29 protein-coding genes are annotated in these 26,446 nt (G+C 35.8%); 26 read left to right on the top strand and 3 right to left on the bottom strand.

The window, feature by feature from the left end; translation table 11 throughout:
• Position 1: 1 nt before the first annotated feature.
• The 14 genes from N7Z68_RS01185 to N7Z68_RS01120 all read left to right on the top strand — a co-directional run bounded on the left by N7Z68_RS01185 (position 2) and on the right by N7Z68_RS01120 (position 14,135).
• Positions 2 to 1,477 (top strand): heme ABC transporter ATP-binding protein, encoded by a 1,476-nt coding sequence (locus N7Z68_RS01185; RefSeq protein WP_308447202.1) that lies wholly within the window; start codon positions 2 to 4, stop codon positions 1,475 to 1,477.
• On the top strand, positions 1,474 to 2,469 hold the full coding sequence (gene cbiB, locus N7Z68_RS01180) for an adenosylcobinamide-phosphate synthase CbiB (protein WP_275116623.1): 996 nt from the start codon (positions 1,474 to 1,476) through the stop codon (positions 2,467 to 2,469). The genes N7Z68_RS01185 and cbiB overlap by 4 nt, the downstream gene beginning before the upstream one ends.
• Positions 2,427 to 3,506 carry a threonine-phosphate decarboxylase CobD gene (cobD, locus tag N7Z68_RS01175; RefSeq protein ID WP_275116622.1) on the top strand — a complete coding sequence of 360 codons (1,080 nt, stop codon included), beginning with the start codon at positions 2,427 to 2,429 and terminating at the stop codon, positions 3,504 to 3,506. Before cbiB ends, cobD begins: the two co-directional genes overlap by 43 nt.
• The gene (locus tag N7Z68_RS01170; RefSeq protein ID WP_275116621.1) at positions 3,503 to 4,078 is read left to right on the top strand and encodes a bifunctional adenosylcobinamide kinase/adenosylcobinamide-phosphate guanylyltransferase; all 576 of its coding nucleotides are present in this window, start codon (positions 3,503 to 3,505) and stop codon (positions 4,076 to 4,078) included. Before cobD ends, N7Z68_RS01170 begins: the two co-directional genes overlap by 4 nt.
• Entirely contained in the window at positions 4,075 to 5,589 is a 1,515-nt protein-coding gene (locus tag N7Z68_RS01165) for a cobyric acid synthase (RefSeq protein ID WP_275116620.1), read from the top strand. The genes N7Z68_RS01170 and N7Z68_RS01165 overlap by 4 nt, the downstream gene beginning before the upstream one ends.
• Positions 5,582 to 6,388 (top strand): adenosylcobinamide-GDP ribazoletransferase, encoded by an 807-nt coding sequence (gene cobS / locus N7Z68_RS01160; RefSeq protein WP_275116619.1) that lies wholly within the window; start codon positions 5,582 to 5,584, stop codon positions 6,386 to 6,388. The genes N7Z68_RS01165 and cobS overlap by 8 nt, the downstream gene beginning before the upstream one ends.
• A complete protein-coding gene (locus tag N7Z68_RS01155; protein WP_275116618.1) occupies positions 6,346 to 6,996 on the top strand; it encodes a histidine phosphatase family protein in 651 nt (216 codons plus the stop codon). The genes cobS and N7Z68_RS01155 overlap by 43 nt, the downstream gene beginning before the upstream one ends.
• Positions 6,930 to 7,364 (top strand): bifunctional adenosylcobinamide kinase/adenosylcobinamide-phosphate guanylyltransferase, encoded by a 435-nt coding sequence (locus tag N7Z68_RS01150; protein WP_275116617.1) that lies wholly within the window; start codon positions 6,930 to 6,932, stop codon positions 7,362 to 7,364. Before N7Z68_RS01155 ends, N7Z68_RS01150 begins: the two co-directional genes overlap by 67 nt.
• Before the next feature lie 14 nt (positions 7,365 to 7,378).
• Complete coding sequence (locus N7Z68_RS01145; RefSeq protein ID WP_275116616.1) at positions 7,379 to 7,960, top strand: cob(I)yrinic acid a,c-diamide adenosyltransferase; 582 nt, start codon at positions 7,379 to 7,381, stop codon at positions 7,958 to 7,960.
• A gap of 180 nt (positions 7,961 to 8,140) precedes the next feature.
• Positions 8,141 to 9,094 (top strand): VanW family protein, encoded by a 954-nt coding sequence (locus tag N7Z68_RS01140; RefSeq protein ID WP_275116615.1) that lies wholly within the window; start codon positions 8,141 to 8,143, stop codon positions 9,092 to 9,094.
• Positions 9,095 to 9,333: 239 nt separating this feature from the next.
• Positions 9,334 to 10,833: a spore germination protein gene (locus N7Z68_RS01135; protein WP_275116614.1), complete on the top strand. Its 1,500-nt coding sequence runs from the start codon at positions 9,334 to 9,336 to the stop codon at positions 10,831 to 10,833.
• A 31-nt stretch (positions 10,834 to 10,864) separates the two neighbouring features.
• Positions 10,865 to 11,971 carry a GerAB/ArcD/ProY family transporter gene (locus N7Z68_RS01130; RefSeq protein ID WP_275116613.1) on the top strand — a complete coding sequence of 369 codons (1,107 nt, stop codon included), beginning with the start codon at positions 10,865 to 10,867 and terminating at the stop codon, positions 11,969 to 11,971.
• Positions 11,958 to 13,052 carry a Ger(x)C family spore germination protein gene (locus N7Z68_RS01125; RefSeq protein ID WP_275116612.1) on the top strand — a complete coding sequence of 365 codons (1,095 nt, stop codon included), beginning with the start codon at positions 11,958 to 11,960 and terminating at the stop codon, positions 13,050 to 13,052. The genes N7Z68_RS01130 and N7Z68_RS01125 overlap by 14 nt, the downstream gene beginning before the upstream one ends.
• A gap of 87 nt (positions 13,053 to 13,139) precedes the next feature.
• Complete coding sequence (locus tag N7Z68_RS01120; RefSeq protein WP_275116611.1) at positions 13,140 to 14,135, top strand: M23 family metallopeptidase; 996 nt, start codon at positions 13,140 to 13,142, stop codon at positions 14,133 to 14,135.
• Between the two features lie 102 nt (positions 14,136 to 14,237).
• Here the strand turns inward: N7Z68_RS01120 and N7Z68_RS01115 are convergent, their stop codons facing one another.
• A complete protein-coding gene (locus N7Z68_RS01115) occupies positions 14,238 to 14,375 on the bottom strand; it encodes a hypothetical protein (protein ID WP_275116610.1) in 138 nt (45 codons plus the stop codon).
• Between the two features lie 131 nt (positions 14,376 to 14,506).
• On the opposite strand from N7Z68_RS01115, the gene N7Z68_RS01110 reads away from it, so the two are divergent.
• Positions 14,507 to 15,589 (top strand): M14 family metallopeptidase, encoded by a 1,083-nt coding sequence (locus tag N7Z68_RS01110; protein ID WP_275116609.1) that lies wholly within the window; start codon positions 14,507 to 14,509, stop codon positions 15,587 to 15,589.
• Between the two features lie 175 nt (positions 15,590 to 15,764).
• A complete protein-coding gene (locus N7Z68_RS01105) occupies positions 15,765 to 16,481 on the top strand; it encodes a FadR/GntR family transcriptional regulator (RefSeq protein WP_275116608.1) in 717 nt (238 codons plus the stop codon).
• A 316-nt stretch (positions 16,482 to 16,797) separates the two neighbouring features.
• Here N7Z68_RS01105 and N7Z68_RS01100 read toward each other — a convergent pair whose 3' ends face one another.
• Entirely contained in the window at positions 16,798 to 17,046 is a 249-nt protein-coding gene (locus tag N7Z68_RS01100) for a 4Fe-4S domain-containing protein (RefSeq protein WP_275116607.1), read from the bottom strand.
• Positions 17,047 to 17,349: 303 nt separating this feature from the next.
• On the opposite strand from N7Z68_RS01100, the gene N7Z68_RS01095 reads away from it, so the two are divergent.
• From N7Z68_RS01095 to N7Z68_RS01075, 5 genes are all read left to right on the top strand, one after another.
• Positions 17,350 to 18,399 (top strand): YpbB family protein, encoded by a 1,050-nt coding sequence (locus tag N7Z68_RS01095; protein ID WP_275116606.1) that lies wholly within the window; start codon positions 17,350 to 17,352, stop codon positions 18,397 to 18,399.
• The gene (locus N7Z68_RS01090) at positions 18,399 to 19,919 is read left to right on the top strand and encodes a RecQ family ATP-dependent DNA helicase (protein ID WP_275116605.1); all 1,521 of its coding nucleotides are present in this window, start codon (positions 18,399 to 18,401) and stop codon (positions 19,917 to 19,919) included. Before N7Z68_RS01095 ends, N7Z68_RS01090 begins: the two co-directional genes overlap by 1 nt.
• Before the next feature lie 15 nt (positions 19,920 to 19,934).
• Positions 19,935 to 20,516, top strand: coding sequence for a CPBP family intramembrane glutamic endopeptidase (locus tag N7Z68_RS01085; protein ID WP_275116604.1), 582 nt, complete (start codon positions 19,935 to 19,937; stop codon positions 20,514 to 20,516).
• Between the two features lie 27 nt (positions 20,517 to 20,543).
• A complete protein-coding gene (locus N7Z68_RS01080; protein WP_275116603.1) occupies positions 20,544 to 20,783 on the top strand; it encodes a hypothetical protein in 240 nt (79 codons plus the stop codon).
• 80 nt (positions 20,784 to 20,863) lie between these two features.
• A complete protein-coding gene (locus N7Z68_RS01075) occupies positions 20,864 to 21,298 on the top strand; it encodes a DUF2663 family protein (protein ID WP_275116602.1) in 435 nt (144 codons plus the stop codon).
• 54 nt (positions 21,299 to 21,352) lie between these two features.
• Here N7Z68_RS01075 and N7Z68_RS01070 read toward each other — a convergent pair whose 3' ends face one another.
• Positions 21,353 to 21,574: a hypothetical protein gene (locus tag N7Z68_RS01070; RefSeq protein ID WP_275116601.1), complete on the bottom strand. Its 222-nt coding sequence runs from the start codon at positions 21,572 to 21,574 to the stop codon at positions 21,353 to 21,355.
• 899 nt (positions 21,575 to 22,473) lie between these two features.
• On the opposite strand from N7Z68_RS01070, the gene yhfH reads away from it, so the two are divergent.
• From yhfH to N7Z68_RS01045, 5 genes are all read left to right on the top strand, one after another.
• Positions 22,474 to 22,605, top strand: a complete 132-nt coding sequence (gene yhfH, locus N7Z68_RS01065; RefSeq protein WP_275116600.1) for a protein YhfH — start codon at positions 22,474 to 22,476, stop codon at positions 22,603 to 22,605.
• A 233-nt stretch (positions 22,606 to 22,838) separates the two neighbouring features.
• Positions 22,839 to 23,684 carry a hypothetical protein gene (locus N7Z68_RS01060; RefSeq protein WP_275116599.1) on the top strand — a complete coding sequence of 282 codons (846 nt, stop codon included), beginning with the start codon at positions 22,839 to 22,841 and terminating at the stop codon, positions 23,682 to 23,684.
• A gap of 189 nt (positions 23,685 to 23,873) precedes the next feature.
• The gene (locus tag N7Z68_RS01055) at positions 23,874 to 24,743 is read left to right on the top strand and encodes a 50S ribosomal protein L11 methyltransferase (protein WP_275116598.1); all 870 of its coding nucleotides are present in this window, start codon (positions 23,874 to 23,876) and stop codon (positions 24,741 to 24,743) included.
• A 290-nt stretch (positions 24,744 to 25,033) separates the two neighbouring features.
• A complete protein-coding gene (locus N7Z68_RS01050) occupies positions 25,034 to 25,570 on the top strand; it encodes an RNA polymerase sigma factor (RefSeq protein WP_275116597.1) in 537 nt (178 codons plus the stop codon).
• A complete protein-coding gene (locus tag N7Z68_RS01045; RefSeq protein WP_275116596.1) occupies positions 25,563 to 26,360 on the top strand; it encodes a hypothetical protein in 798 nt (265 codons plus the stop codon). Before N7Z68_RS01050 ends, N7Z68_RS01045 begins: the two co-directional genes overlap by 8 nt.
• Positions 26,361 to 26,446: the final 86 nt, after the last annotated feature.

The following is a 26,446-nucleotide window of genomic DNA, read 5'->3' as shown; positions in this document are numbered from 1 at the left end:
CATGATGTTACAAGTGAATGACATTTGCGGTGGATATGGTAATGTCAATATAATAAAGAACGTTTCATTCTCTGTTTCTAAAGGAGAAATCTTTGGAATCCTTGGTCCAAACGGTAGTGGGAAAACGACGTTATTAAAGATGGTTAGTGGGTTGATACCTACACAATCAGGTGAAATCATTCTTGAAGATAAAAATATATTAGCATATGGCTCAAAGGAATTAGCAAGGCAGATGGCTGTGTTACCTCAACAATCAGATACATCTTTTTCTTACACAGTTGAAGAGGTTGTTCAGTTAGGGCGTTACCCGCATCAAAAAGGCTGGTTTCAAGTTGCAAATAAAAATGACAAGCAAATTGTCAATGAGGCAATGAAATTAACAGGCGTATATCAATTTAAAGGTAAACCTCTTCATTCATTAAGCGGAGGTGAGAGGCAGCGTGTCATGCTGGCACGTGCTTTAGCACAAGAGCCGAAAATACTGCTTCTTGACGAACCTACAAATCATCTCGACATCTCGTATCAAATGAGTCTGCTGGATTCATTGAAACAGTGGTCTAGGGAAAAGGGATTAACCGTTATTGCGATCTTACATGATTTAAATATGGCAAGTCTATATTGTGACCGACTATTACTTCTAGATGAAGGTAAAGTTAGTGCACTTGATCGTCCAGCGCATGTTATGAATGAAAAAAGATTACAAGAAGTGTATAAAGCTAAAGTGGGGAGAAGAGAACACCCATCTGTTCCAAGTCCACTTATTACACTTCAGCCAAAGCAATGGTTGTCAACCGAGCGATCGCTCATAAATCGCTTAAAAATTAAAAGAAAATATGAATATATATATATATCGAGTCCAACGCCGTTAAAAACCTATTCTTCAGCTGTCATTGGTGCAGGGTTTGGTTGGAATTCAACATTTATAAACCGACATGTTCACAAAGACTATGACTGTGATTGTGCTGAAAGTGAGTATAAACAATATTTGAGTAATTTAGGAATTGACTATGAAGGTGCTGTCGGAATGATGACAGCAGCCATTTTAGAAGATGGTTCTTTTAAGACGTATTCGACAGATGAATTTACTGTTTTCGTTGTTGTAACGGCTGGTGTTTCAAATGCAGTGGATGCTTCAATGGCGTATTTGCAAGAGAATGTTTTGCAAACAGTTGGTACAATTAATACGTGGATATTCATAGAAGGTCACTTATCAGATGCAGCTTTTGTTCAGGCAGTGATGACATCAACAGAAGCTAAAGCAAAAGCACTTTTTGATCAAGATATTAAAGATCCGCATACAAATACTCTTGCGACAGGAACGTCTACCGACAGTATAATGGTTGCTGCTTCACAAACAGGGAACGAACAACCTTATGCAGGGACGATTACACCATTAGGGAAGACGATTGCAAGAGGCGTGTATGAAGCAACCTATGAGGCCGTTCAAAGGAACAAAGAAAGAAGGAGAGTTCAATGAACTTTGTCATGTACCATTTAATTGCACTTTCCTTAGCTGTAGTGATTGATCGAATAATAGGAGATCCTCGAAATATTCCACACCCTGTTGTTGGGATAGGGAAGATGATCTCTTTTTTTGACTGTAAGCTAAATGGTGGAGAGAGGAAAAAATTAAAGGGATTTTTCTTTTTACTTATCATTATTTCAAGTGTATTCATTACTACAGTTGTTCCAGTTATCTTAGCCTACTTTATCCACCCTTGGATTGGTGTAATCATAGAAGCGATTATTATTTCATTTGCGATTGCTCAGCGCAGCTTAAAAGAAGCAGCTGAAGAAGTGCTAAACCCGCTTAATACAGGTAATATTCAACAAGCGCGCTTAAAGTTATCTTATATTGTGGGAAGAGATACTGAAAATCTAGCCGAGTCTGAGATCATTCGTGGAACTGTTGAAACCGTAGCTGAAAATACAAGTGATGGAGTAACTGCGCCTCTTTTCTTTGCATTAATCGGTGGAGCACCACTTGCGATGCTCTATAGGGCTGTCAATACGTGCGATTCAATGGTAGGTTATAAAAATGAAAAGTATATTGATTTTGGATGGGCTTCAGCCAAGTTCGATGATGTATTAAATTATATTCCGAGTAGGTTAACAGGAATACTTATGATTTTGTGTAGCGGCAGCTTCGCAAATCAGAAAAAATGGCACTGCTTTGAAATTCTATGGAAAGATGCGAAAAAACATCCAAGTCCTAATAGTGGCTGGGGTGAAGCCGCTGTTGCTAGTTTGCTAGGGATACAACTAGGTGGACAAAATCAATATAAGGGTATGATCTCTAACCGGGCAAAAATGGGTATTTCAACGATGCCCATTTCCTCTTTACATATAAAGCAAGCGATCCAAATTATGCATAACACGGTTCTTTCTTTTGTGTTCACGCTTTGGATGATTGGAGGTGTTCTATTATGGTGTTACCTAATCATGGGGCAAATCCGCATTACTTTGTAAATGCGCTAGGTTTACAATTGAAGGAAGATTCGATTGACTTTAGTGAAAATGTAAATCCATTAGGTGTGCCTAAAGCTGTGCTACAAAAATGGGGGGAGTATGGCCAAACCATTCATACCTACCCTGATCCTTATGCCTCTAAATTACGAGAAAAAATAGCTTTGCAAAATAACGTATCTATTGACCAGCTATTAATTGGTAATGGTGCGGCGGAACTTATTTTATTAATTGCAAACCATTTCCGTAAAAAGAAAATACTTATCGTAGAGCCGACGTTTTCAGAATACCGAGATGCCTGTCTTGCCTACGAATGTGAGGTTATCAGGTTTCAACTCTTTCAATATGACAACTGGCATGCCAATGTTGAAGGTCTGTTTGAAGCAATGACAGAAGTTGATGCGATGTTTTTATGTCACCCAAATAATCCTACGGGAACAATACTAGATCAGACGATTCTACTAAGGTTAATCCAAAGGGCAAATGAAAATGATGTAACTGTCATTATTGATGAAGCCTTTTATGATTTTAGTGATGCGGACATAAGTATCCTGCCTGACATAAAAGATTTTCAAAACGTTATTTTATTAAGGTCATTAACGAAAATGTACGCGATCCCCTCGCTTAGATTAGGTTATTTGATTTCGAATAGTGAGATCGTCAATAAACTTAAAAAATTTCAGCAACCTTGGAGTGTTAATGGTATTGCACAACAAGTTGGACTTGAATGTATAAGTGATGAACAGCACACCATTCGAACAAGATCATTTATTAGGTCAGAGAGAAAATGGCTGTATCATGTTTTATCACAACTCGGCTATGAAGTGTCCCCATCTGTAGTCAACTTTTATCTACTAAAACCTAAGGGATCAAATGACGATTTAAAACCGCTCATTATTTATTTGATTGAAAATGGAATCGTTCCTCGTCACACCTATAATTTTTTAGGGCTTGATGGAAAGTATATTCGTTTAGCGATTAAAACACGGGCTGAAAATGACATGCTGTTAAATGTGTTAGAGAGGTGGGCTCAGCAATGATCATTTTTATTACTGGAGGCGTACGAAGCGGTAAGAGTACATTTGCCTTGCAAGTGGCAGAAAGCAAAGTAGGGAAAAGCGGTGTTATTCATTATATTGCAACGAGTAAACGAAGCGATAGTGAAATGGATGAAAGGATTAACAGGCATATTGAAGAACGGCAACTTCGGGATAAAAATTATGTTACTCATGAAACAAGTACTCATATTGATGAGTTAATGGTTCATTTTAAAAAGGGTGATGCAGTTATTTTAGATTGCTTGACGGGGCTGGTTACAACATATTTTTTTAGTAGTATTGACAAGGGACTAGAGCTGTGGAAAGAACCTTTCTTTTCAAAACAATTACTTGAACGTCTTTCAAATACTTTTGTAGACATTCAACAAAGTGGAATACCGTTTATAGTTGTAACAAATGAATTATTTGAAGATATGATCCCGAACGATGTAAGTACAATTGCTTTTATGAAGGTAATGGGAAGCGTTCATCAAAAACTTGTATCTTTATGTAATCAAGCATATTTAGTTGAAGCTGGAATTCCGATATTAAAAAAGGATGTGGGAGTCGGATGAAAGGGATTATGCTCCAAGGTACTGGGTCAGACGTTGGCAAAAGTGTTCTAGTTACTGCACTGTGCCGAATACTGGCTCGTAAGAATAGAAAAGTGACTCCCTTTAAGTCACAAAATATGTCTAATAATTCTTATGTAACGATAGACGGAAAAGAAATTGGAAGAGCCCAAGGAGTTCAAGCAGAATCTGCCAAAACAGAAGCTAGTGTTTATATGAACCCAATATTATTAAAGCCGCGCAGCACGATGGAATCTGAAGTGGTTTTGTTTGGTGAGGTGTTTTCTTCATGTTCAGGAAGAAGCTATCGCGAACACTTTTACCCAAAAGGAATTGAAGCGATCAAACACGCATTGACAGTGCTTGATGCCAATTATGAATATGTAGTGATTGAAGGAGCCGGCAGCCCTGTTGAAGTTAACCTTAATGATCGTGAGCTTGTTAATATGAAGGTAGCCGAATTAGCAGATGTACCCGTCATTTTAATTGCTGATATTGAAAGAGGCGGTGTATTCGCAAGTGTGGTTGGCACGCTTCAACTTTTATCTGAAGAAGATAGAAAGCGCGTTCAAGGAATTATTATAAATAAGTTCCGAGGCGATATTAGTTTATTTACGGACGGTGTTTCATGGCTTGAAGAATATACAGGAGTTAAAGTTGTAGGAGTCATTCCTTATTATAATCATATTTCAGTTGAAGGTGAGGACTCCCTCTCAATCCATAATAGTCTCATTAAAGAGGGAAAGAAAAATGACCATGGTCTGGATATTGTTGTTTTGGCTTTGCCTTATGTTTCAAACTATACGGACCTTGAACCATTGGCAGCTGAAAGTGACGTGTATTTACGTTTCGTAAAAGAAAAAAGTGAGTTTGGCCAACCTGATGCCGTTATTATACCAGGGACAAAAAGCACCTTTCATGACTTAAAGTATCTGAAAGAGAATGGCCTTGATCATGTATTAGTTAACTATACTGAAAGTGGTGGAACAGTCGTTGGGTTGTGCGGTGGTTACCAAATGCTTGGTGAACGCTTAATTGATGAAGCGGGCACGGATACAAATCAAGTAGGTAATGAAATGCACGGTCTAGATATTGCTCCTTTAGTAACGTTTTTTAATGAGAAGAAAATTACGATACGGTCGAGAGGAAAACTAGCAGCTGATCATTGGAACTGTAAAAAAGAAATTTCAGGCTACGAAATCCACTTAGGAAGAACAATGGCGACAGCAGATAATGCTGAACCTTTTCTAACGGTATGCGATCGACCAGAAGGAATTTGTATGAATGGTGGAAAAGTGATTGGTACGTATTTTCATCATTTATTCCATAATGATGAATGGCGTGCTTCGTGGCTTAATAAGTTGCGTGTTAATCGGGGAGTACCACAACGAGAAGTGGTGAATTTGCTAGAAGTGAGAGACAAAGGATACGAAAATCTAGCTGATCATGTAGAAAACTATCTTGATGTGGAATATATCATTAATATGATAGAAGGCTGGAAGGAGAATGGATAAGCAGCGGAAATTTGTCCTGCTTGACGGTCTTATCTTAGCCTTACAACTATTAACTACTATCCCCATTAGAAAACAAGTCGCATGGACAACCAAAACCGCTTCGATGTCTGTTGCGCTGTATCCTTTTATCGGCTTAATTTTAGGCAGCATTGTAATGATTACCTCGATGTTATTAATTGATGTACTTGTTCTTCCCGCAACCGTTAGCAGCTTTCTTCTTTTATTGCTCATAGTTTCCTTAACGGGAGGACTTCATCTTGATGGTTGGATGGATGTGAGTGATGGATTTTTTTCACGACAGGATCAAGAACGGAAACTAGAGATTATGAAAGATTCAAGAGTCGGAGCTTTTGCTGTCATTTCTTTATTCTTTTTATTAGCAGGTAAGTACATTTTTATTTATCAAGTAATAGAAAGCACCGAATACTATTGGTTTTACTTTTTAATCATCCCATTTCTTTCTCGGTGGATGATGACCAGTTCTTTGTTAGTAGGAAGACCTGCTCGAAAAGATGGGATGGCTTACTCAGTTCAACAAAGTGTACACTCACAGACTAAGTTTAGTTTGCTTATATGGGGGCCGTTACTCTTAATCAGTATCTACCTTTTTTTCCCTACCTTTTTTGTAGCTGCTCTTTTACTGAGTGGTGCAACGATTATCATTTTAGTAGTTAGCTTTTCGTTTTTTAATAAACAGTTCGGAGGAATAACAGGAGATACTCTAGGAACATTAGTTGAAGGAGGAGAGTGGATCCTATGGCTTGTCGCTTGGCTGTTACTCTTTTACGGCATAGCATAACGGACTATAACGAACAAAAACGATATTTAGGTTGGACAGATCTTCCTATTAATACTAGAGGTAAGCAATTACTCTCAGGTCTTAAGAAGAAGCATCGATATATCCCCGGTAATGTTATTTACTCAAGTGACTTAACAAGGTGTGTAACTACTGCTGAAATCCTTTACCCTAACGTTCCTATCATCAAAGATAAAAGGTTAAGAGAAATAAACTTTGGAGATTGGGAAGGGAAAACTTACGAGGAAATTAAAGACGACCCTTTGTATAGAAGGTGGCTCGATGATCTAAATAATACTATACCGCCGAATGGAGAAGCCTATTTAAGCTTTCAATCTCGAATAATAAATAGCTGGAACAAAATTATAAACGATGCAATCCAACAAAAATGGGAGCATATAATTGTCGTCAGTCATGGTGGGCCAATTCGCTTTATTCTTTCACAAATGACATCTGAAAAAAAGAGCTTCTGGGAATGGAATATTGACTATGGTCAAGGGTATACACTGACTACAGAAATCGAGCGGTTGAGGAGGGGAGAACAGTGGAATTTATTACAGGTGGCGCCTTTCATGGCAAACGAAACTGGGTGTATTCAAATTACAAAATAGACCATGTGGATGAGTTTGTTTGTTATAATGGGTATGAAAAAGACGTTACCATTCAAGAACTTTATAATCTGCCCAATCGACAATTATGTGTCATTACTGGAATGGAGATGATTTTTAAACGTCTTCTTCAAGAAGGCAAAGGCAGAAAGGACTTTAACCAGCTATTAAGTCGATGGATGGAATGGGAACAGTTACGAACAGGTCGAAAGTTAGTACTGGTCGGCTGTGATATTGGCAAGGGAATAGTACCTATTGCAAAGGAAGATCGACAATGGCGTGATTTAGCAGGTTGGTGTTATCAAGACATAGTAAAACAATCGAATAAAGTTTATCGCATTTGGTATGGAATTTCAGAACAATTAAAGTAATGGAGGAATGTTTGATGCGTTTGTATACACGTACCGGAGATGAAGGTAAGACGAGTGTTGTAGGTGGCAGGTTAACAAAAGATGATACGAGAGTCATTGCATACGGGACTACCGATGAAGTAAATTGTTTTGTTGGTCAGGCGATCACACAACTAGATCCAGAACTTTTTGAAGATATTATTAATGAGCTTGTAAAAATTCAACATGAATTATTTGATTGTGGTGGAGATTTAGCAATGCTTAAAGCTACTGAAGCACGACCATTTAAAGCGAAGGAAGAAATGGTTCTGTTTCTAGAAGAACGTATAGATGAATATATTAAGGAAGCACCTGAATTAGAGCGGTTTATTCTACCAGGTGGTTCTCCTGCGGCAGCAACTATTCATGTTTGCCGAACAGTTACTAGACGTGCAGAACGTTATGTTTCTCGCCTGCAACGCGAATCTGAAACAAATCCAGTCGTTTTAAAATATTTAAATCGTCTATCGGATTATTTCTTCGCGATTGCCCGAGTGGTAAATCACCGATTAGGTGTAAAAGATGTAGAGTATGAACGAAGTGCAATCGTCTTTCGTGAAGGAAAACGAAAAGAATAGAATGTGCGAAACACGTCGAAAATTGACGTGTTTTTTTCTTAGAAAATTCCGAAAAAACGAAACATTTTAGTGGTAAAATACGTCTTATAGATAGAAGAAAATTTATTTTATTTTTTTGTTCATTTCCATAATTATCCTACATACATTAACGTTGGGAATGTTACAAAAGGGGGAGTAAGGTTGAAAAGATACTGGGTCTATTTTGTTGTTTTATTTAGTTTTTGTTTCTTGTTTACTTCATTTGCAGCTGCAGAAGAAAAAAGTTTGAGGAACCATGGACTAGTCGGGAATGAAGTAGAGTATTATAAAAAGCCGGTAAAATGGGAAGTTGCATTAATTGATGAGCGAACGAATGAGCAGGAAACGATCTTGTTAAATGACTTTGGTTATATTCCTGATTTGGATGAATTAGATGAGATTGCTTTAGCACAATTTGCTGCCAAATTAGCTCGAACCATCGACCAGCCGATGCGCAACCCAACAATTGATTTGAATTATAATATTATATCAGGACAAAACCAAGTCATTTTATCAGAGAAAGAACTAGTCTCAAAAATTCAACAATTAGATTACCGGGATCGAGAAGTTATTCTCCCGATCTATGAAAAGGAACCCAGCGTTTCTGAAGATCAATTAGCTAACATATTAGATGTTTCCATTGGGTCTTTCTCTACTCACTTTAATCCGAGTGTAGAAGGGCGTTCCGTAAATATAAAATTATCAGCCGAAGCCATCCAGCATTATGTATTAGGTCCAGGTGATCAATTTTCATTTAATAATGTTGTTGGTCAACGAACGGTTGAAAGAGGCTATCGCGAAGCGAAAGAAATAGTGAATGAGGAATTTGTTATGGGTATCGGCGGGGGAATCTGTCAAACCTCCTCAACGTTATTTAATGCGATTGATGCTGCTGGATTAGAAGTCATCGAGAGGTATACTCATTCTAGAGAAATCGGTTATGTTCCCGCAAACCGAGATGCAACTGTTTCATGGGGCGGACCTGATTTTGTTTTTACGAATCCTTACAATATTCCAGTCCTATTAAAAACAAATGTCTCTTTAAGTTCTGGAAAAATAACAGTTGAAGTTTTCTCATCACATAATAAAGATCAGTTAATTGCATCAATACAATAAAGAAAGTTACTAAAAGGAATTTGAAAAGAAGCTAACTAGGCAATTAGACTCTCGGTAAGGTGAGAGTACCAAGATGCTGGTTAGCTTCTTTTTGTGTGCTGTATGGTTTAATTGGTAACGTTAAACTTAATTTCTCATATTTAATTAGTAAGCTGAACTTTTCCAGATTGGAATAACATTTCCACTGCTTTCTAATACTAAAGACCAAACTATAGTTAGTAAGGCTAGGAGAAGTGGCTATGTTTTTAAAATGGTTGACAAGACATATGCATAGTAGTCAAAAGCAACAGGAAACCCTTATGTCGGTACTAAATACATTCAAAAAGTCTACGGATTTTAGTATGTATGAACACCAAAATAACGAAGTTCCATATAAGATCATGTTTTTTTCCACGCTAGTCGATCCAGACCGTCTGCATAAGGATGTACTTCCATACATTAATAAGTACATTACTGACGGTCTAGAAATACTTAAAGATAAAATACCTATTGAGGAGATCTCAATTACTAGTGACGTAAAAGAAATAAAAAATAAGGTCTTACAAGGGTATATCCTCGTTCAACTTTTGGCAGATAAGAATAAATGTATGCTTATTGAAGCGAGTGTTAACTTTGAACGAGATGTGGGTATGCCAGAAGTTGAATTTACGGTTACCGGTCCACAAGAATCATTTATCGAGTCTTTAGATACAAATATTAATTTAATTCGTAAACGATTACCTTTGCCAAATCTTCAAATAAAAGAGCTTGAAGTAGGAAAAATAACAAAAACGAAAGTAGCTGTTCTTTTCATAGAAGGAATTGCAGATCAAGAAAATGTAAAAACAATGATGCAACGGCTAGAAGATATTGAATTTGATCAAATTCTTGATAGTTCGATGCTAAATCAAATGGTATCAGATAGTACACTATCTATTTTTCCGCAGTATGTTAATACGGAAAGACCAGATCGGGTTTCTGGTGCACTAACGGAAGGAAAAGTAGTTGTGATGAGTGATAATTCTCCTGAAGCTTTTTTCGGTCCAACGACACTCGTAGAGTTTTTCTCTTCGCTTGAAGATTATTACTTACCTTGGCATATTGCTTCATTTGTGAGAATTCTTCGCTTTTTTGCAGTAACATTCTCTATACTTGCTGCTCCCGTTTATATCGCAGTCATAACTTTTCATTATGAACTGATCCCAAAAGATCTACTGGCAACCATTATTGCGTCACGAAGCAATATTCCGTTCCCGCCGATCGTTGAAGCTTTATTTTTAGAATTTACGATTGAACTTTTACGCGAAGCAGGGGCCAGACTACCGACAAAAGTAGGTCAAACGATTGGTATTGTTGGAGGAATTGTAATTGGACAAGCATCAGTAGAAGCAGGGTTGACGAGTAACATTTTATTAATTATTGTCGCCTTATCTGCACTAGCATCTTTTACAACCCCCGTATATCAAATGGGTAACACGATAAGAATTATTCGTTTCCCGATTATGATCTTTGCTGCATTTTTGGGTGGGATTGGGATCGTCATTTGTTTACTCTTTACTGCTGCGCATTTAATTCGTTTAACCTCTTTAGGAAGACCGTATTTAGAACCCGTCTATCCACTCCGATTAAGAGATTGGAAAGATGCGTTTTTTAGATTACCGTTTACTTTCTTTTCTTCACGTCCAGTCATGATGAGACCCAAAGACACAAAACGATTTAACGCGTCTAGAGTGAAGAAAACAAAAGATATCGACGAATAACATTTCAAATAAGGATAAGGAGGTGACGTAGGTGAATCCCACAAAAGTAAGAGAAAATGTCCAAGTTTCTTCTTATTTAGTATTTTTTATTATCCATGCGATGCAAGTTGGTGTTGGGATTTTAGGTTATCAACGGATCGTTGTTAAAACGGCTGGATTTGACGGATGGATTGCAGTAATCATAGCAGGAATTATTGTCCACCTGTTAATTTGGATGATCTACAAAATATTAAATAATAGTGGCGGTGATATCGTCTACGTTCACCAACAATTGTTTGGTAAATGGTTTGGCGGCTTATTAAGCTTTCTCTTAATCAGTTATTTTTTTGGGCTAGCTTTAGTTGTACTGAGAACATTTATTGAAGTTGTTCAGGTATGGATGTTTGCTGAAATTCCAACATGGTTTTTTAGTACAATAGCTGTTTTGTTACTTTGGTATCTCATAAGCGGTGGATTTCGGGCTGTCATAGGAATGGCTGTTATTAGTGTTTTCATTCCAATACCGTTATTTCTCTTGCTAATCCTTCCCCTTGAGTTTGCCAATATCATTAATCTATTACCGATTTGGAGACATTCTGTTGGAGAGATGTTAATGGGTGCAAAAGATACAACCTTATCCTTTTTAGGGTTTGAATTGTTATTAATGTATTACCCATTTTTAAAGCATAGCAAAGACTCACAAAGGTGGGCTCAACTAGGAGCACTTTATACCACATTTATTTATACAATCTTAATGGTTATTAGCTTAGTTTTTTATAGTGAGGAACAATTAAACCGAACGATTTGGGCTACTTTAACTTTGTATAAAATTGTAGAACTCCCATTTATTGAACGATTTGAATATATAAGCATTTCATTATGGATGATTATTGTCGCACCCAATATTGCATTAGCCGTATGGGCTGCAACTAGAGGGTGTAAACGTCTTTTCAATATTCAGCATAAGAAATTATTACTACCCGTTTTACTCCTATTAGTAGTCATGACAGCGCTGGTAGAAGGCCGGGAAAGTGTAAATATGTTGAATGAATATTTCTCTCTGATTGGTTTCGGCGTTGTTTTTTTTTATATCCCCATTTTATTCATTATTCAGCAACTTGTTATGAAAGTGAGGAAAGGTCAAAATGAATCAATGTAAATGGATCATCCTAATTTGCATAATTCTCTTCGTTCTAACAGGTTGTGTAGAAACGAATATTATCGAAGAGTTGTCATTGGTTCATGGAATGGCCTACGACGAAGCAGAAGGAGATCAACTTGAATTAACAGCAGCTTTTCCAAACTTTGTGGAACAAGGAGAAGAAAGTGCCTTGTTTTCTCAAATATTAACAGGAATAGGTCGAACAACGAATGGGGCGATTGAACAAATCAATATGAAAAGTCAACGTCCAATTAAATTAGGTCAGTCTCGAGTATATATATTCAGTAGTACGATTGCTGAAAATGGCATCGAACATCTTGCAGATGCTTTATATAGAAATCCTGATGTTCCGAATCGTGTTCAATTGGCTGTTTCTGTTGACAAGGCGAAAGATATTTTCAATACAGTCGATGAAAATGAAGACCGCGTTGGAGTATATATCCCTGATTTAATTGATCACGTTCAACAACTGGCTATCCCCCCTACTAATTTACACCTTTTTCTTTACAGCATGTACAATGATGGCAGAGATGCCTACTTGCCGTTAATTAAGGGTGAAGATGAATTAAACATAATCGGCACGGCACTGTTTGATCATGATAAATATGTTGCTCAAATTAATTTACAAGAATCCTATATGTTAAGGTATTTAACCGTGCGAGGCAAACATGGTACCCAACAGCACATAGTTACTCATGAAGGGGGAGATTTAGTTGTCACTGTTGAAAATATTACATCGACATATAGAGTGAAGATGGAAAATAGAGGTGAAACTCCAACATTTATCTATCATGTTCATGTAAAGGGGGAAATTACCGACTCTTCTGAACGTATTAATATCGATGATCCGGGTTTCATACCAAAATTGGAAAAAGAGATGAAAGAAGAAAAGGTTAAGAAAGCTGAAATATTAATTACAAAATTTAAGGAATTAAAAATTGATCCGCTTGGGCTTGGTGAGCAATATCGAAGTCGAACGAGGAATTGGCAACCAGAAAAGTGGGAAGAAATGTATCAAGATATCGATGTAGAATTTAATTTTAATGTCCAAATCATCCATTCAGGGGCAATTGAATAAACTAAAAAAAGTTGTAATAAAAATGGGCAAGCCTCCATACTATAAAGATTGTCTGTGAACCTTTAAGGAAAAATTAAGGAGGCAAGCATGGTAGACTATTTTAGACGAATATGGATTGCAGGAGCGGTTATCGGTTTGGTCGGTATTCTATTCATAGGAACAGTTCCTGCTTATGCAAAAACAATAGAAGAAGAGTTAATCAATTCTTTAATATGGCCAACTGAAGGTGATATTTCTGATCATTATGGAACAAGGGGCGGACGTCATTTTGGTATCGACATTGCTGCTCCTGAAGGGACTCCAATTGTATCCATAAAAGAAGGAACTGTCTCGAGGTCATACTACTCGGATACATATGGTAATGTTATTTTTGTTAAGCATGATGCGGGGCTAGAAACGATCTATGCCCATATGCATGAGCGGTATGTCAGTGAAGGAGACTTTGTAAAACAAGGACAAGTTATCGGTACAGTTGGGAATACAGGACGATCTTCAGGGAACCACCTGCATTTTGAAGTGCATGTCGGGGAATGGAATTTAAGAAAAACGAACTCGATTGACCCATTACTCGTTTTGAAGGATGAACCGAATTCATTAGTCGCGGGTATAGACGAAAAAAATGCAGAAGATGAATTCCAAGAGGTACTGTCAGCGAGATATCAACTAATTCAAGATGAGAATGAAGAAGTAGTGAATGAGCAACATTTTACATATTCGAATAAGACAACAAAGTTTCCGATCAACAAGGGTGATACATCTAAAGAGCAAATAACTGATATTACAGATCAGCCAATAACTCTTACAGTTGAAAAAGGGGACACATTGTGGAGCTTAGCGCAACAACACCAAGTTTCCGTCGACCAACTAAAAAAATGGAATGAACTTGAAAATGAGTTCATTCATGTCGAACAAAATTTAATTGTTTACACGGAAGAAAATGAATTAGTTCATGTTGTAAAGGCTGGTGAAACTCTTCATGGAATTGCAAACGAATATAGTGTTTCTATTGCAACGATAAGAGCACACAATGACTTGAAAGGGGACCTCATTTTCCCAGGTGATGTTCTCCAAGTGACAGAATAATAAACAAAGAGAAGGCAGCTTTAGTTTTAAATCTTCCTTATCATATATAGAAGTGACAATTAATTTGTAATTGAAACTAATAGATAAGGATTTAAAGACTAACTAAGCTTGCCTTCTCTCTTTTAATTTACATGGAAAGTAATAATATGCAGTTTTTTCAACTTCTTCAGGTGTAGTAGGAACAACATCTAGCTCTTCATACTCTGTTAAGACCCGTATGGCCTTCTGAAGATTTACCACACATGTATCCCCTCTTTGATCACAATTCAATTGATCATTTTAAAGCAGAGTAAGCAGTCCCTCTTTACTCATAGCATCTGAAACTTCTTATTTTAAGAATAAGTTCATAAAGTAAAGTGAGGAGGGAGATTATGAGAGCGTACACTGTTCAAAAAGGGGATACGATTAGAAAAGTAGCTGTTAAGTATGGTATTAGACCTTTTGATTTGATTTTGTTTAACCGACAAATTCTTAATGAAAATTCCTATATCTTTCCTGGAGAAGTGTTAGAAATACCGGAAATCACCAAAGAGTTAACATTACGAAATTCACCTTTTCAGTGTTTATGTGAATACGGCCCTACCGATTTAGATCGGGATGTTAAGTCATTACAAGAAAATTACCACGATTATATTTCTACTAATTTTCTTTCAATAAATACAATTGGTCAATCGGTTTTGTCGCATCCTTTGTATAGTTTTAAAATTGGGAACGGAAAAAAGGAAATCTTTTATTCTGGTGGATGGCATGCAAATGAATGGTTGACGAGTAAATTTTTAATGACGTTCATTGAAGAGCTGCTTCATCACTATAAGAATAAAAAAAGGTGGCATGGGTATGAGCTTGAAAAGCTCTTTCACGAAGTTACCTTATATATAGTTCCTCTTGTGAATCCAGATGGTGTTGAATTAGTTCAGCAAGGTATTTATCCTAACCATCCAATGTATAAAGACGTACTGACAATTAATAAAGGTGCTATGGAATTTGATCACTGGTCAAGTAATATTAGAGGAGTAGACTTAAATCATCAATGGCCAGCTGGTTGGGAGATAGAAGCAGATGAAAGTCCTCAACAACCTTGGCCGAGGCATTATAGCGGTACTGCGCCTTTAACAGAACCTGAAGCTAGAGCAGTTTATGAATTTACACGTTCTCATAATTTCTCACACGTTTTAGCTTTCCATTCCCAAGGCCAAGTTATATACTGGGGTTACAGGGGCTATGAACCAGCGGAAAGTAAAGAAATGGTTGAACGTCTCTCACTGGTCAGTTCATACGTTCCTGTTCACACCGCTGAGAGTGACGGGGGCTATAAGGACTGGTTTATTCAAGAAACAGGGCGTCCAGGTTTTACGATTGAGGTTGGAGTAGGCACGAACCCGCTTCCTCTTTCTTCTTTTTCTGAAATATGGTCCAATAATGTGTTGTTAGCTTTAGAAGGACTCATCTTATAGAACTCACTGGCTTCACCTTAAGCTGAAACCGAGAATTGTTAATAATTGTTGCTAATTCGTAATATTATCGGTACAATTTATTCATATTCACTACGAAAGCGTTTCCTTAACTCTCTATATAACAAATAGTGAAATGCGTTAGATTAGGAGATATGACAGTAAAGAAGGTGGAGTCGTGGCAATACGTAAGGTGAAGCCAAAGAAGATTTATGAAATTGTCGCAGAACAATTAATGGATATGATTAAAAAAGGTGAAGTAAAGCCTGGTGAGAGGTTAGCTTCTGTTCAACAATTAGCCGAGGAGTTTAATGTTGGACGTTCAGCAATAAGAGAAGCCTTAAGTGCATTAAAAGCAATGGGATATATAGAAATGCGTCAAGGAGAAGGAACATTCGTAAAGAAGGTTGATCTTGACTTAATTGGCAGTATTATTCCGGGCGTTCAATTAATGCAACAAGAAGATATGCGAGAACTTTTCGAAATAAGAAAAGTGATTGAAACAGGTGCAGCTTCACTTGCAGCACTCAATCGAACGGAAGAGGATTTAAAACAAATGGAACAGGCCCTTAACGAAATGCAACAAGCTGAGGGGGACGGTACAATTGGCGAAAAAGCAGATGTCGATTTTCATAAGTCGATTGTAAGTGCGACGAAAAATGAAATGTTATCAAAACTCGTTGGTAATGTTTCCGATGTGATGCACCAATCAATGAGAGAGGCAAGAAAACTGCTTTTATATTCAGAACAACGTAAAATGAACCAATTATATGAAGAGCATTTGCGCATCTATGAAGCAATAAAAGAAAAAAATCAACAACGCGCTTATGAGGCAATGATGGAGCATATTGTTGGTGTTGAAAAAGGGTTATTTTCAAATATAACTAAAGAGTAGTTGTGTAAAGAAGTGCTGACAATAAGTGTCAGCACTTCTTTATTCATTTGTTTTATTTTTTTTAAATAACTTAACATTGCGTTAACAATAAATCGGTATAATTAAGTGAGAAGAACTATGAACGAACACCTTATTGTTCATGACAACTTGGTCATTGGAAAAAGGTCGAACGAAGAGAAGAGAACGATGAAATTTTAATTAAAGTATTTTAAATCGCTTTTAAGAATAAAAGGGTTCAAGATTCTTTTTTCTTAGTTATTGAGAACAACTACATAAAAAAGAGGCTAACACTTAATGTGTTGCCTCTTTTCTAATACTATTCAAATTTTAAAGCGTCACCATCAAATGCCTCGTCAGCAATCTTGATTGAATCAGTAGGGCATCCTTCAAATGCATCATTCATGTCATCTAATAATACATCTGGAATTTCTACAATCCCTTGATTGTCATCAAGTGTTACGAATGCAATTCCATCATCATCGTAATCGTAAATGTCTGGCGCAGCTGCTCCACAGGCACCACATGCGATACAAGTATCTTTGTCAACAATTGTGTATTTTGCCATAATAAATCCCTCCATGTAGGTTGTAAAATAAGCATTCCTTAATAATCCCCTATGTATGATAAGATGTATCTTAGTCAATTTTATGACGGTTGGTAAGGAATACAACTTCTAATATATATTGTATAGATGTTTGACCAACATTTCAACAATTAAATCTATTGAGAATACTTATCACATAAGGGGTCTCGCAGTTTATTTATTACCGAATTTCGTTAAAAATAAACTACATGTTGTTATTCGCATTTTGATATTATATAGTTGTACCCAATAAATATAAACAAAAGATAAAAAGCGGGGAAAATTGTGTCTACAATTACATTAATTTTGTTGTATCTCCTTTCCCTTTTTAACGGGGAACGTACGATATCAGGAATATATCATTTACTCAAAGGAAAACGTTCATCTCAAACTATTCAAGATGGGCATTTGTATCAATGTTTATTTTTATTTGGAATTTTACCTCGTCTAACTCGAGAGGATCTAGATCAAAAATTAGCAGAATTACTTATTAATCATTATATTAAACAGGAGAGTGATTTGACCTATAAAATTACGAAAAAAGGTGAAGAATTTTTAAACAGGGATTTTAAGGAGATTAGTTATATATTTTATTTAAATGGATGGAAGCATAAAGGTGTTGCGTCACTGTTTTGGTCAAGACTTGTATTAACCATACAATCATTATCAAGTTTAGAGGCAAAGGCCCATCATTTCTTTCCCGTCATAAAAGACGAACAAGTGAAAGGGTGGGTCAAAAAACACTTCCCGAAACAGGTGAATCGTAAGCAATTTAGTTCCCGTTTATATAAAGAGTTAATGCTACTGCTATGTAAACTTTCAAAAGAGGAAGCGGAGATCTGTACTTATAAGTTATCAGGATCACATCGCATTGGTCTTACAAATGAACAATTAGCTTTGATGTACGAAAAAGATAAGGAAGCCATTTTCCTGATCCACTTGTCAATCGTTCACAGAATGTTGGATGAGATGGAATTAAAAAGTGATCAATTTCCACTCTTGAATACATTCATTTCAGATATGAATCGCTCCCTTCAAATGACAAATTCAACAAGACAAACGTACTTCTTAATGAAACGTGGGCTGTCACTTGAGGAGATCGCAATTCAGCGTAATTTAAAAGTGAATACGATTGAAGATCATATTGTTGAAATTATGTTAGAGGATAAGTCATTGGAATTAACTTCTTTTATTGAAGCAGAAGAGGTGGAGCTCATATCAGAAGTGATCGCGAATAGTACTAATAAAAAACTTAGTCATTTAAAAATGCAGCTTCCCCCGGATATTAGCTTTTTCAAAATTAGGCTCGTATTAGCTAGGTTAGGTGAACAGTAGTGGATTTAGAAAAAGAATTATGTAATCATTTTGGTTATAGTACTTTTAGACTTGGACAAAGAGAAGTCATTCAATCACTATTAAATAGAGAAAATGTACTCGCGATGCTTCCAACTGGAACCGGTAAATCGATCTGTTTTCAATTACCCGCACTGCTTTTACCAGGGACAGCGGTAGTTGTTTCTCCTTTACTTTCTTTAATGGAAGATCAGGTACAACAACTTAAAAGTCAGGGTATTAAAAAAGTTACTGCAATCAATAGCTTTCTTTCTTTTCATGAAAGAAAAAAAGCTATTGACACTATAGATAGTTACGACATCGTCTATATTTCTCCAGAAAGTCTGATGTCTCAAACGATAATGGACGCACTATCCTCGATAAAGATTTCATTATTTGTTATTGACGAGGCTCACTGTATTTCTCAATGGGGACACGACTTCAGGACAGACTACTTAAAGTTAGGTGATGTTTGGGAACAATTAAGTTGTCCGCCGTGTTTAGCAATTACGGCAACAGCCACCAAGGAAGTTCAAAAGGATATAGTTGCGCAGTTACGTTTACCGGATGTCACATCACATATTTTTAGCGTCCATCGACCCAATATAGCTATCCAAGTAGAGAAGTATAATGATGTAGATGAGAAGCTTACTGAGTTACTAAATTGGGTAAATAAATTAAATGGCCCAGGATTAATTTATGCCTCCTCCAGAATATGGGCAGAAAATCTTGCTGCTCGTATACAAAGTGAAGGAACTCAAAATGTTGCATATTATCATGGCGGTTTAGAAAATGACGACCGGCTGTTAATCCAACAGCAATTTATTAACGGACAGTTAGATGTTATATGTTGTACAAATGCATTTGGGATGGGGATAAACAAAAATAACGTTAGATACGTTATTCATTTTCACTTTCCGCAGCATATGGAAGCTTACTTACAAGAAATTGGCCGTGCCGGTAGAGATGGTCAAAATAGTTTGGCGCTTTTATTGTATAGTGATGACGACCGGCATTTACCATTATCATTAATTGAACACGAACTGCCTAATAAAAAACAACTTCAAGCAGTTAACCGCTATTTAGAAATGTTAGCTTCAAGCGGACTTTCGCTCACGAGTGACGATGAAATACAAATACAAGTCCAAATGGGACTAACAGAAGGAGCTTGGAGAATTTTATATTATCACTTACAATTACAAAATGTAATTCATTTAGGGAATGTGAATAAACAGGTTTTACCGTATGCAATGAAATTTATTGAACGAAAAGTTGAAAGCAGGCTTGAAGAAAAATTCCAAAAAGTGCAAGAAATGATTAACTTTATTGAATGCAATTCATGTAAGCGTGCTTACTATTTATCTTATTTTGAAGAAAAGCTAGATCAAAAGCCGATAAATTGTTGTGATTATTGTGGACTATCACTAGAAGACTATATGAAAAATAACAGTACACAGACAAAGAAGTTGAATAATTTGTTACCATGGCAAGATGAGTTAAAACGAATTTTTCATCAATTATAAATTAGGATGTTGAACATGAAGAGGCAAGCAAAAATCATTCAAGAAATGTCAGATCGAGAAATACTTTTAAACCTTTATATCACGCAGGCGATTATGTTACTAATAGCTGTCGTTCTAGGCTTTTTCTTGATTGATGACATGTCAGCATTTTGGGAAATGTTTAAATGGAATCCTGTACAAATCTTTCTCATTGGCGGCGGTATAGCAATCATCGTCATTATCATTGATCTTTTATTCGATCGTTTTTTACCAAAAGTGTGGATGGATGATGGTGGGATTAATGAAAGAGTGTTTGCAAAGCGGAATGTCTTTCATATCTTTTTTATAGCATTAATCGTTTCTATAAGTGAAGAAATATTATTTCGAGGTATCTTACAAACACAAATTGGACTTATACTAGCTAGTCTTTTATTTGCACTTATTCATTTTCGTTATCTTTCAAAGCCGTTACTATTTTCTATGGCAGTTATATTAAGTTTTGTTTTAGGGTTATTGTTTGAGTTGACAAATAATTTATTAGTCCCTATATTTACACATTTTCTAATTGACTTTGTATTAGGCCTTTATATTATGATCAGTGCTAGAAAAAAAACGTAAAAGTTACCTAAGTAATGGGGGGTTCTTATGGTTGAAAAGACTTCTAATGATCAAGCGGAAGAGTTAAGACAACAAGTAAAGCGAAGAGAAAACAAGCAAGAAGTTGATATCGCATCCTTACCACCGCGAAGTGAATATCATAAACATAAAAAGAATAAAAGCCGTAAGTTTCGAATGCGTTTTCCATTAATACGAGTCTTATTAGTCTTGTTTATTATTCTTGTCATAGCAGCGTTATCATCACCTATTTGGTTAGAGAATTTGTAAGCTTGTAAGCTAGCGGTATTAAAAGCAAAAACTCCTTCATAAACATAGGATAAGTACAAGTTGTATGAGGGAGGATAAATATGGAAATCAAGCAAATTATAAAAAAACAAGATTATGTTTCGGATACAGGTTTGGTTTTAGTTGAAACACTAATAGAGCGGAAAGTTACTGAACAACATGCAGAAAAACTATTACGAAGAGCAACCCTTTCTACTCTAATGTGTTTAGGATTAGGTGTCATCTTTATGCTCTTACAAGGTGCAGCACTTAATTTTTTAACTTTAATAACAAGTGGTTTTCTTTATTTGTATATTGGATTGTTTCTTATATGTTTACTTTTTATGAAAAATGCAAAAAAGAAGCTTGATAAAGCAGAGAAAGAATATGAAGAGTTACGCTCTGAAGTTATTGATCGTCAAGAACAACTATGGGATACAGCTGAATTATGGAGAAAACGTCATGAGTTATTTAAATTTCTAAATGAAGAATACAAAGTAAATTTGTTCCATAAATAAGCACGAGGCTGACTTGTTCAGCCTCGTGCTTATTTATGGAGTGGTCTTTTTTTCTTATGCAGACAAAGAAGGGTGACCAAAAAGTGCATTTTGGTTACGGCAATATTCAATACCGTTAATCTGAATCAAATAGTGATTATAATCTTCGATACGGCCAAAAGCAAGCGTTTGCTTTTTGGCAGGACAAAAGACTTCAACAGGTAATCCGTATTTTATATTAAATTCAATATCTGCATTTGTAATAAGGGACTTGTTTTTAAGTTTATGAAGTAACATTCTGTTCATCAGCTCCTTTCAGCAAGAATAAAAATGAACATATTTTGTAAGCGCTTACTTCAGTAACTAAAGTATAACACAAAAGACAGAATTTTCAATAATAAGAAAAAAATTAATACCATAGACCTGTTTTTTTACTTGGCTGTCTGAATAGGTGAGCCTAATGCTCATTCGTCGTATGTGTTCCATCGTTTTTATTTTAAGAAATGATCTCGATTTTTCAAATTAACAATGAAGATTCCAGTGCTCTAGAAAAAAGAGTTAAGATCCTATTCTAAGAAGATTAGAGCTAAAAAAAAGAAAGCCGATAAATTGGCTTTCTTCAAAGAGAGAAAAATAAGAGGTCATTTACATTTATTACTTTAACACGTATGCGCACTAAAGTAAATATGCAATTGTGAATTTTCAAAAATAAATAAGTGGTACAGTTATTTATTCTATTTACCACGTTACTACAGTGTATATAATAATAAATCCAAACTCTTAATTTTGTCACATTTACAATAAAAATGCAAGGGTAAAATATGCTATTATCATTGTGGGAGTAAAAAACGATTAAGAGGTGAGGGGTATGAGTGGAACTGCTCTAATTGCAGTATTAGGATTTACTGGTTTAATCATGGTTGTATCTATTGGTATGGCTATCGCCTTTTTCAAAGTAGCAGAAGAGACACAATAAAAATCATTTCACTCAAAAATTCGAAGAGGTTTACCTTTAGCGTTATGAACTCGTGGAGTTGAATGCGCTTAAATAGGTAAACCTCTTCTTTTATATAACAGAAAGTGCGTTTTTAATGAAAATGGGTGTTTTTTTATTAAAAATTGTTTTATTACAGGGTTGCAAATTACATTGTGTTATAATACAATGGCATTAACAAAGGATACAGGGGGAATAAAAAATGACACCAAGTACAGAATTCTTTAGAAACTTACCGCCGAAACAATGCACAGACTGTGGTGATGTGATTGATGAGCAACACGAGTCTTATCTTCACCAGTGTGAAAAGTGTTTACGTCACGAAGTAGAATAATAGCTGTTACACTAGCTTAATAGAAAGTCTTCATTTCACCGGGGAATTGAAATGAAGGCTTTTTATTTTTTGTGTGTTATTTCCTTTTGGTATCTAGTTGTCTTGTATTTGCCCGCTTGCTCTCTAATCAAATCGTATAGTAATCTTAAGGAAAGTTTGGTGATGAAGGGAGAGTATGGTGGGGAGGTATATACTGTGAGTAAAGTTATTAGTCCCAGGATGGAGGAGCCTTTGTGAATAAAAAACAGTTAGTATTGGCAGTAAGTATAGGTTTTCTTGTTATTTTTTCATTAATAAATTATGTTCAATTAACCAAGATCTCTGATGATATGAGTATTTTGCGACACAGTATTGAGGGAGTGTCTAGCTCGTTGAATGATATTGAATATAGAGTATCAAATACTTTACATGAATTTAATGAAGAGCAACGTTGGGTTCGGAATAGTTTTTTTGAAGTGAAAGGTGTGCAAAGTGAGCCTGAGCAAGTAAAGGTACTCGTCTCCTGGGCTTTACGAGAACTTGATCATAATGAACAACTCTTCTTCTTATATCGTGAGCAGGGGGCGAGTGAGTGGCAACAAATAGAAGTAGAAGAAGTTGATAGTTTAAGTTACGAAATCGAGCTGATATTATCTTTAAAAGGGAATTATGAAACGCAAATTTTAGCGGTATCAGAAGAACGAAAAAGAAGTGAAGAATTACAATATCTTTCAATTTTTGACCAAGTGCAAGATCGTATTCACGCTGAAGTTTATGTTTATTCTTATAGTCATGATTATATGGACTTGCATATTATGATGCAACAGTATGGTGGAGGCCATATGTTTCTAGAAGATAAAGAACTACTAAAAATTAGGAGTGCAAAAGCGCATATATATGTTAATGATAAATTGTTAGAAACGGTTGATGTATTAGCGAACTCTAATCAAGAAACGTATACACCGTACGACCTAATGTATGAGTACAATGAAAGAATACAATTTGATGAAGAGATAGATGAGTTAGGTCAAGTTCGAGTGGAATTAATTATAAAAGACGGTATGGGAATTGAATACAAAAGAACGAGTTTCGATTATTAAAATAATGATTTTTGAACTGACTTGTTGAGGTCAGTTCTTTTTTTGTCAAGTAATTGTAGATAACAATTGTTATTAGGTTGACAGGAATAGGGCGTAATGTGTCTTTTAAGAGACTCTTTGCATTAATTACTTCAGGATTTACGTTATGGTAAAATGAATAAAAAGATATTTGTGTTGAAGGAAGGTACAATGATGGCGAAAGAACTTACCGTTAACATCCCAAGTGCAACTGTTGATGAAGCAATTGAACAGCTAAATATTAAAGGGGTTTTCAATTTATACTACGAACAGCCGTTTGAAACAACGGTTGATGAAAATGGCTATGGGGTCGAACTTCAGGAAAATCAAGATATTAAGTTACACATTGTTGTGGAAGAAGATATTGAAGTAAATACAACTCTTCAGTTAGTTAGTGAGACGTTGCAAGTCGCTGTGCAGGAAATAATACAGGCGGATATATCTCTTCATATTGAACCTATTCAATTTGATGACATTAATCTACCGAATGGTTGGATGATCTGTTATGGTGAAAGTGTTGGTAGTAAGCGAGAAAATACAATATATTTAGATCCTCAAGCTGCGTTTGGAACTGGTGTTCATGAAACGACACAAGATTGCTTACAAATCATCCTGAATGATCGGTTAGATGACATGAATGTCTTTGATATTGGGACAGGTTCTGGAGTGCTTGCTATTGCTTCAGCTATCAAAGGAGCTGTTAACGTTACAGCTATTGATATTGAACCAGTTGAGAGAGAAGTTGCACATCAGGCAAATTTAAATGAAATTTCAAATATAACGGTTCATCAAGTAGATATTATAGAAGAGAATTATGACTTTCCTAATAACATCGATTGGACGATCATTAATATTGGAGCAGATGAAACTGTAAAAGTTATTGAGCAACACCGCTTATATGAGAAAACAAGTAAATTTTTGATTTCAGGCGTGGTTGAATGGAATGAAGAAAAGGTAAAAACCTACTTAGGAAATGTTGGTTTTAAAGTGTTAGAACGAATCCAATCGAATGAATGGGTTACTGCTTTATATAGTAAATAAGGTATTCACTTCAAGCTTTTAGATTGCTGTCTTCTGATTTAAGCGGGTAAAAAAGAAAAAATAAAAATAAAGCTGATTTATTATGTTTCAAATACCTCAACTTTGACTTATAGATTTTACACCTTTGTCTATATAGTTATTTTAGGTAATGTGGCATTTTAAGTTAGCTTTTTTTATATTTTTCTTTATTTTTGTAACTTGAAACAAATACTTAGCGTTTCATAAGTGAATTAAAGGTTAATACAATGGTACCGTTTATTAAACTTGGTTCAAGTTTTGGGGGTAGTCTAATGAAGGATGAAGAATTATTAGCAAAATCAAAGCAAGGAGATGAGGATGCCTTTTATCAGTTAGTGAGTAAACATATTCCTACAGTTGAGAAGTTTGCTTTTCAACTTGGAGTACATTCGAATGATATACAAGACGTTACACAAGAAACCTTTTTAAAAGTCTATCGGTATATGAAAAGCCACAGCTATGGGAAATTTACGACGTGGCTTTATCAAATTACCTTGAATATCATAAGGGATATATATCGTAAGAAAAAAAGATTTGACCGGAAGGAGAAAGCTTATCTAGCTGAGGCTGCAATAACCCAATCTCCAGATTTTACAGATGATGCAAACTTGCCTGAAGTTCATGAGGCGCTTCAAAAGTTAGCTGATAAATATAAACTTCCTATTATCCTTCATTATTTTCATGATTTATCCTATCAAGAAATTGGTGAAGTGTTGGGTGTGAGTGAAGGTGCGGTTAAAACCAGAATGTTACGCGGAAGAAAAATGTTAAAGGAACGATTAGAACAGGGAGGTGAGCACAATGAATGATCAAGACTTTGAAAGATCGTTAAAAAAATTAAAAGAAACATATAATCAAAGACTTAATCAATCGTCCCCTGATGAAATAATGAACTATATCAAACATAAAGAAAAGAGAAAGGTTCCTTTCTTTACTAGAATCAGAGGTTTAGGAGTTGCAGTTAGTATCGTTGCAGTAATAGGGATCGGCAGCATCCTTTTATTAAGTGAAGGAACAGAAAACAATGCCAATCATGACCTTGACCCTATGGAATTTAGCGGTGCAGAAACAATTAATGTAGAAGATATTGCTACTATTTTTCAGCGTGAGGAGAAAATGACTGATACTTTATTGATTGAGGGACAAGAAGAAGAGATTGAACTAACCTTATGGGCAGATGAGGAGCTTTGGTTCAGTACCTATATTGATGCGCGCTTTCAGGTTGATAATGTAGAGGATGAAAATGGCTATACAGCTCTTGTGTTTGCGAATTATATGGGGGGACAAGTAGAACCGCCTTTCTTTACGGTACACAAGGCGTCCGCCGATCGTCAAATTCCGCTGGAACAGTATTTAGAACGTCTTAAAGAGGAATATGAGCGTCAGGGGTTCCTTGAAAGTGAGGAAATACTTAATTCAAAATGGAATGCTGATGGTGCGTTATTCATATCGAAACAAGAACAGAATATGGCAAAAGCTGTTTACCTTTTTGAAATAAGAGGAGAAATCTATGAAATAACGGAAACGACGTTTGGTGAATATTCTGAAGGGTTAGATGGGAGGTTACAGCTGATGCAACAGCACCTTCAATGGCACTAAAGGAATGATGTTAACTTACTATGTTTTTTAACCTGATTTACTATGTAAATCGGGTTTTTTGCTTACGAAATCAAAATGTTCTTAAA

Source organism: Alkalihalobacterium chitinilyticum (assembly GCF_029028005.1).
Lineage (GTDB): Bacteria > Bacillota > Bacilli > Bacillales > Bacillaceae_F > Alkalihalobacterium > Alkalihalobacterium chitinilyticum.
Note: the sequence above shows the minus strand (reverse complement) of the source record. Positions and strands in the feature narration are given on the sequence as shown.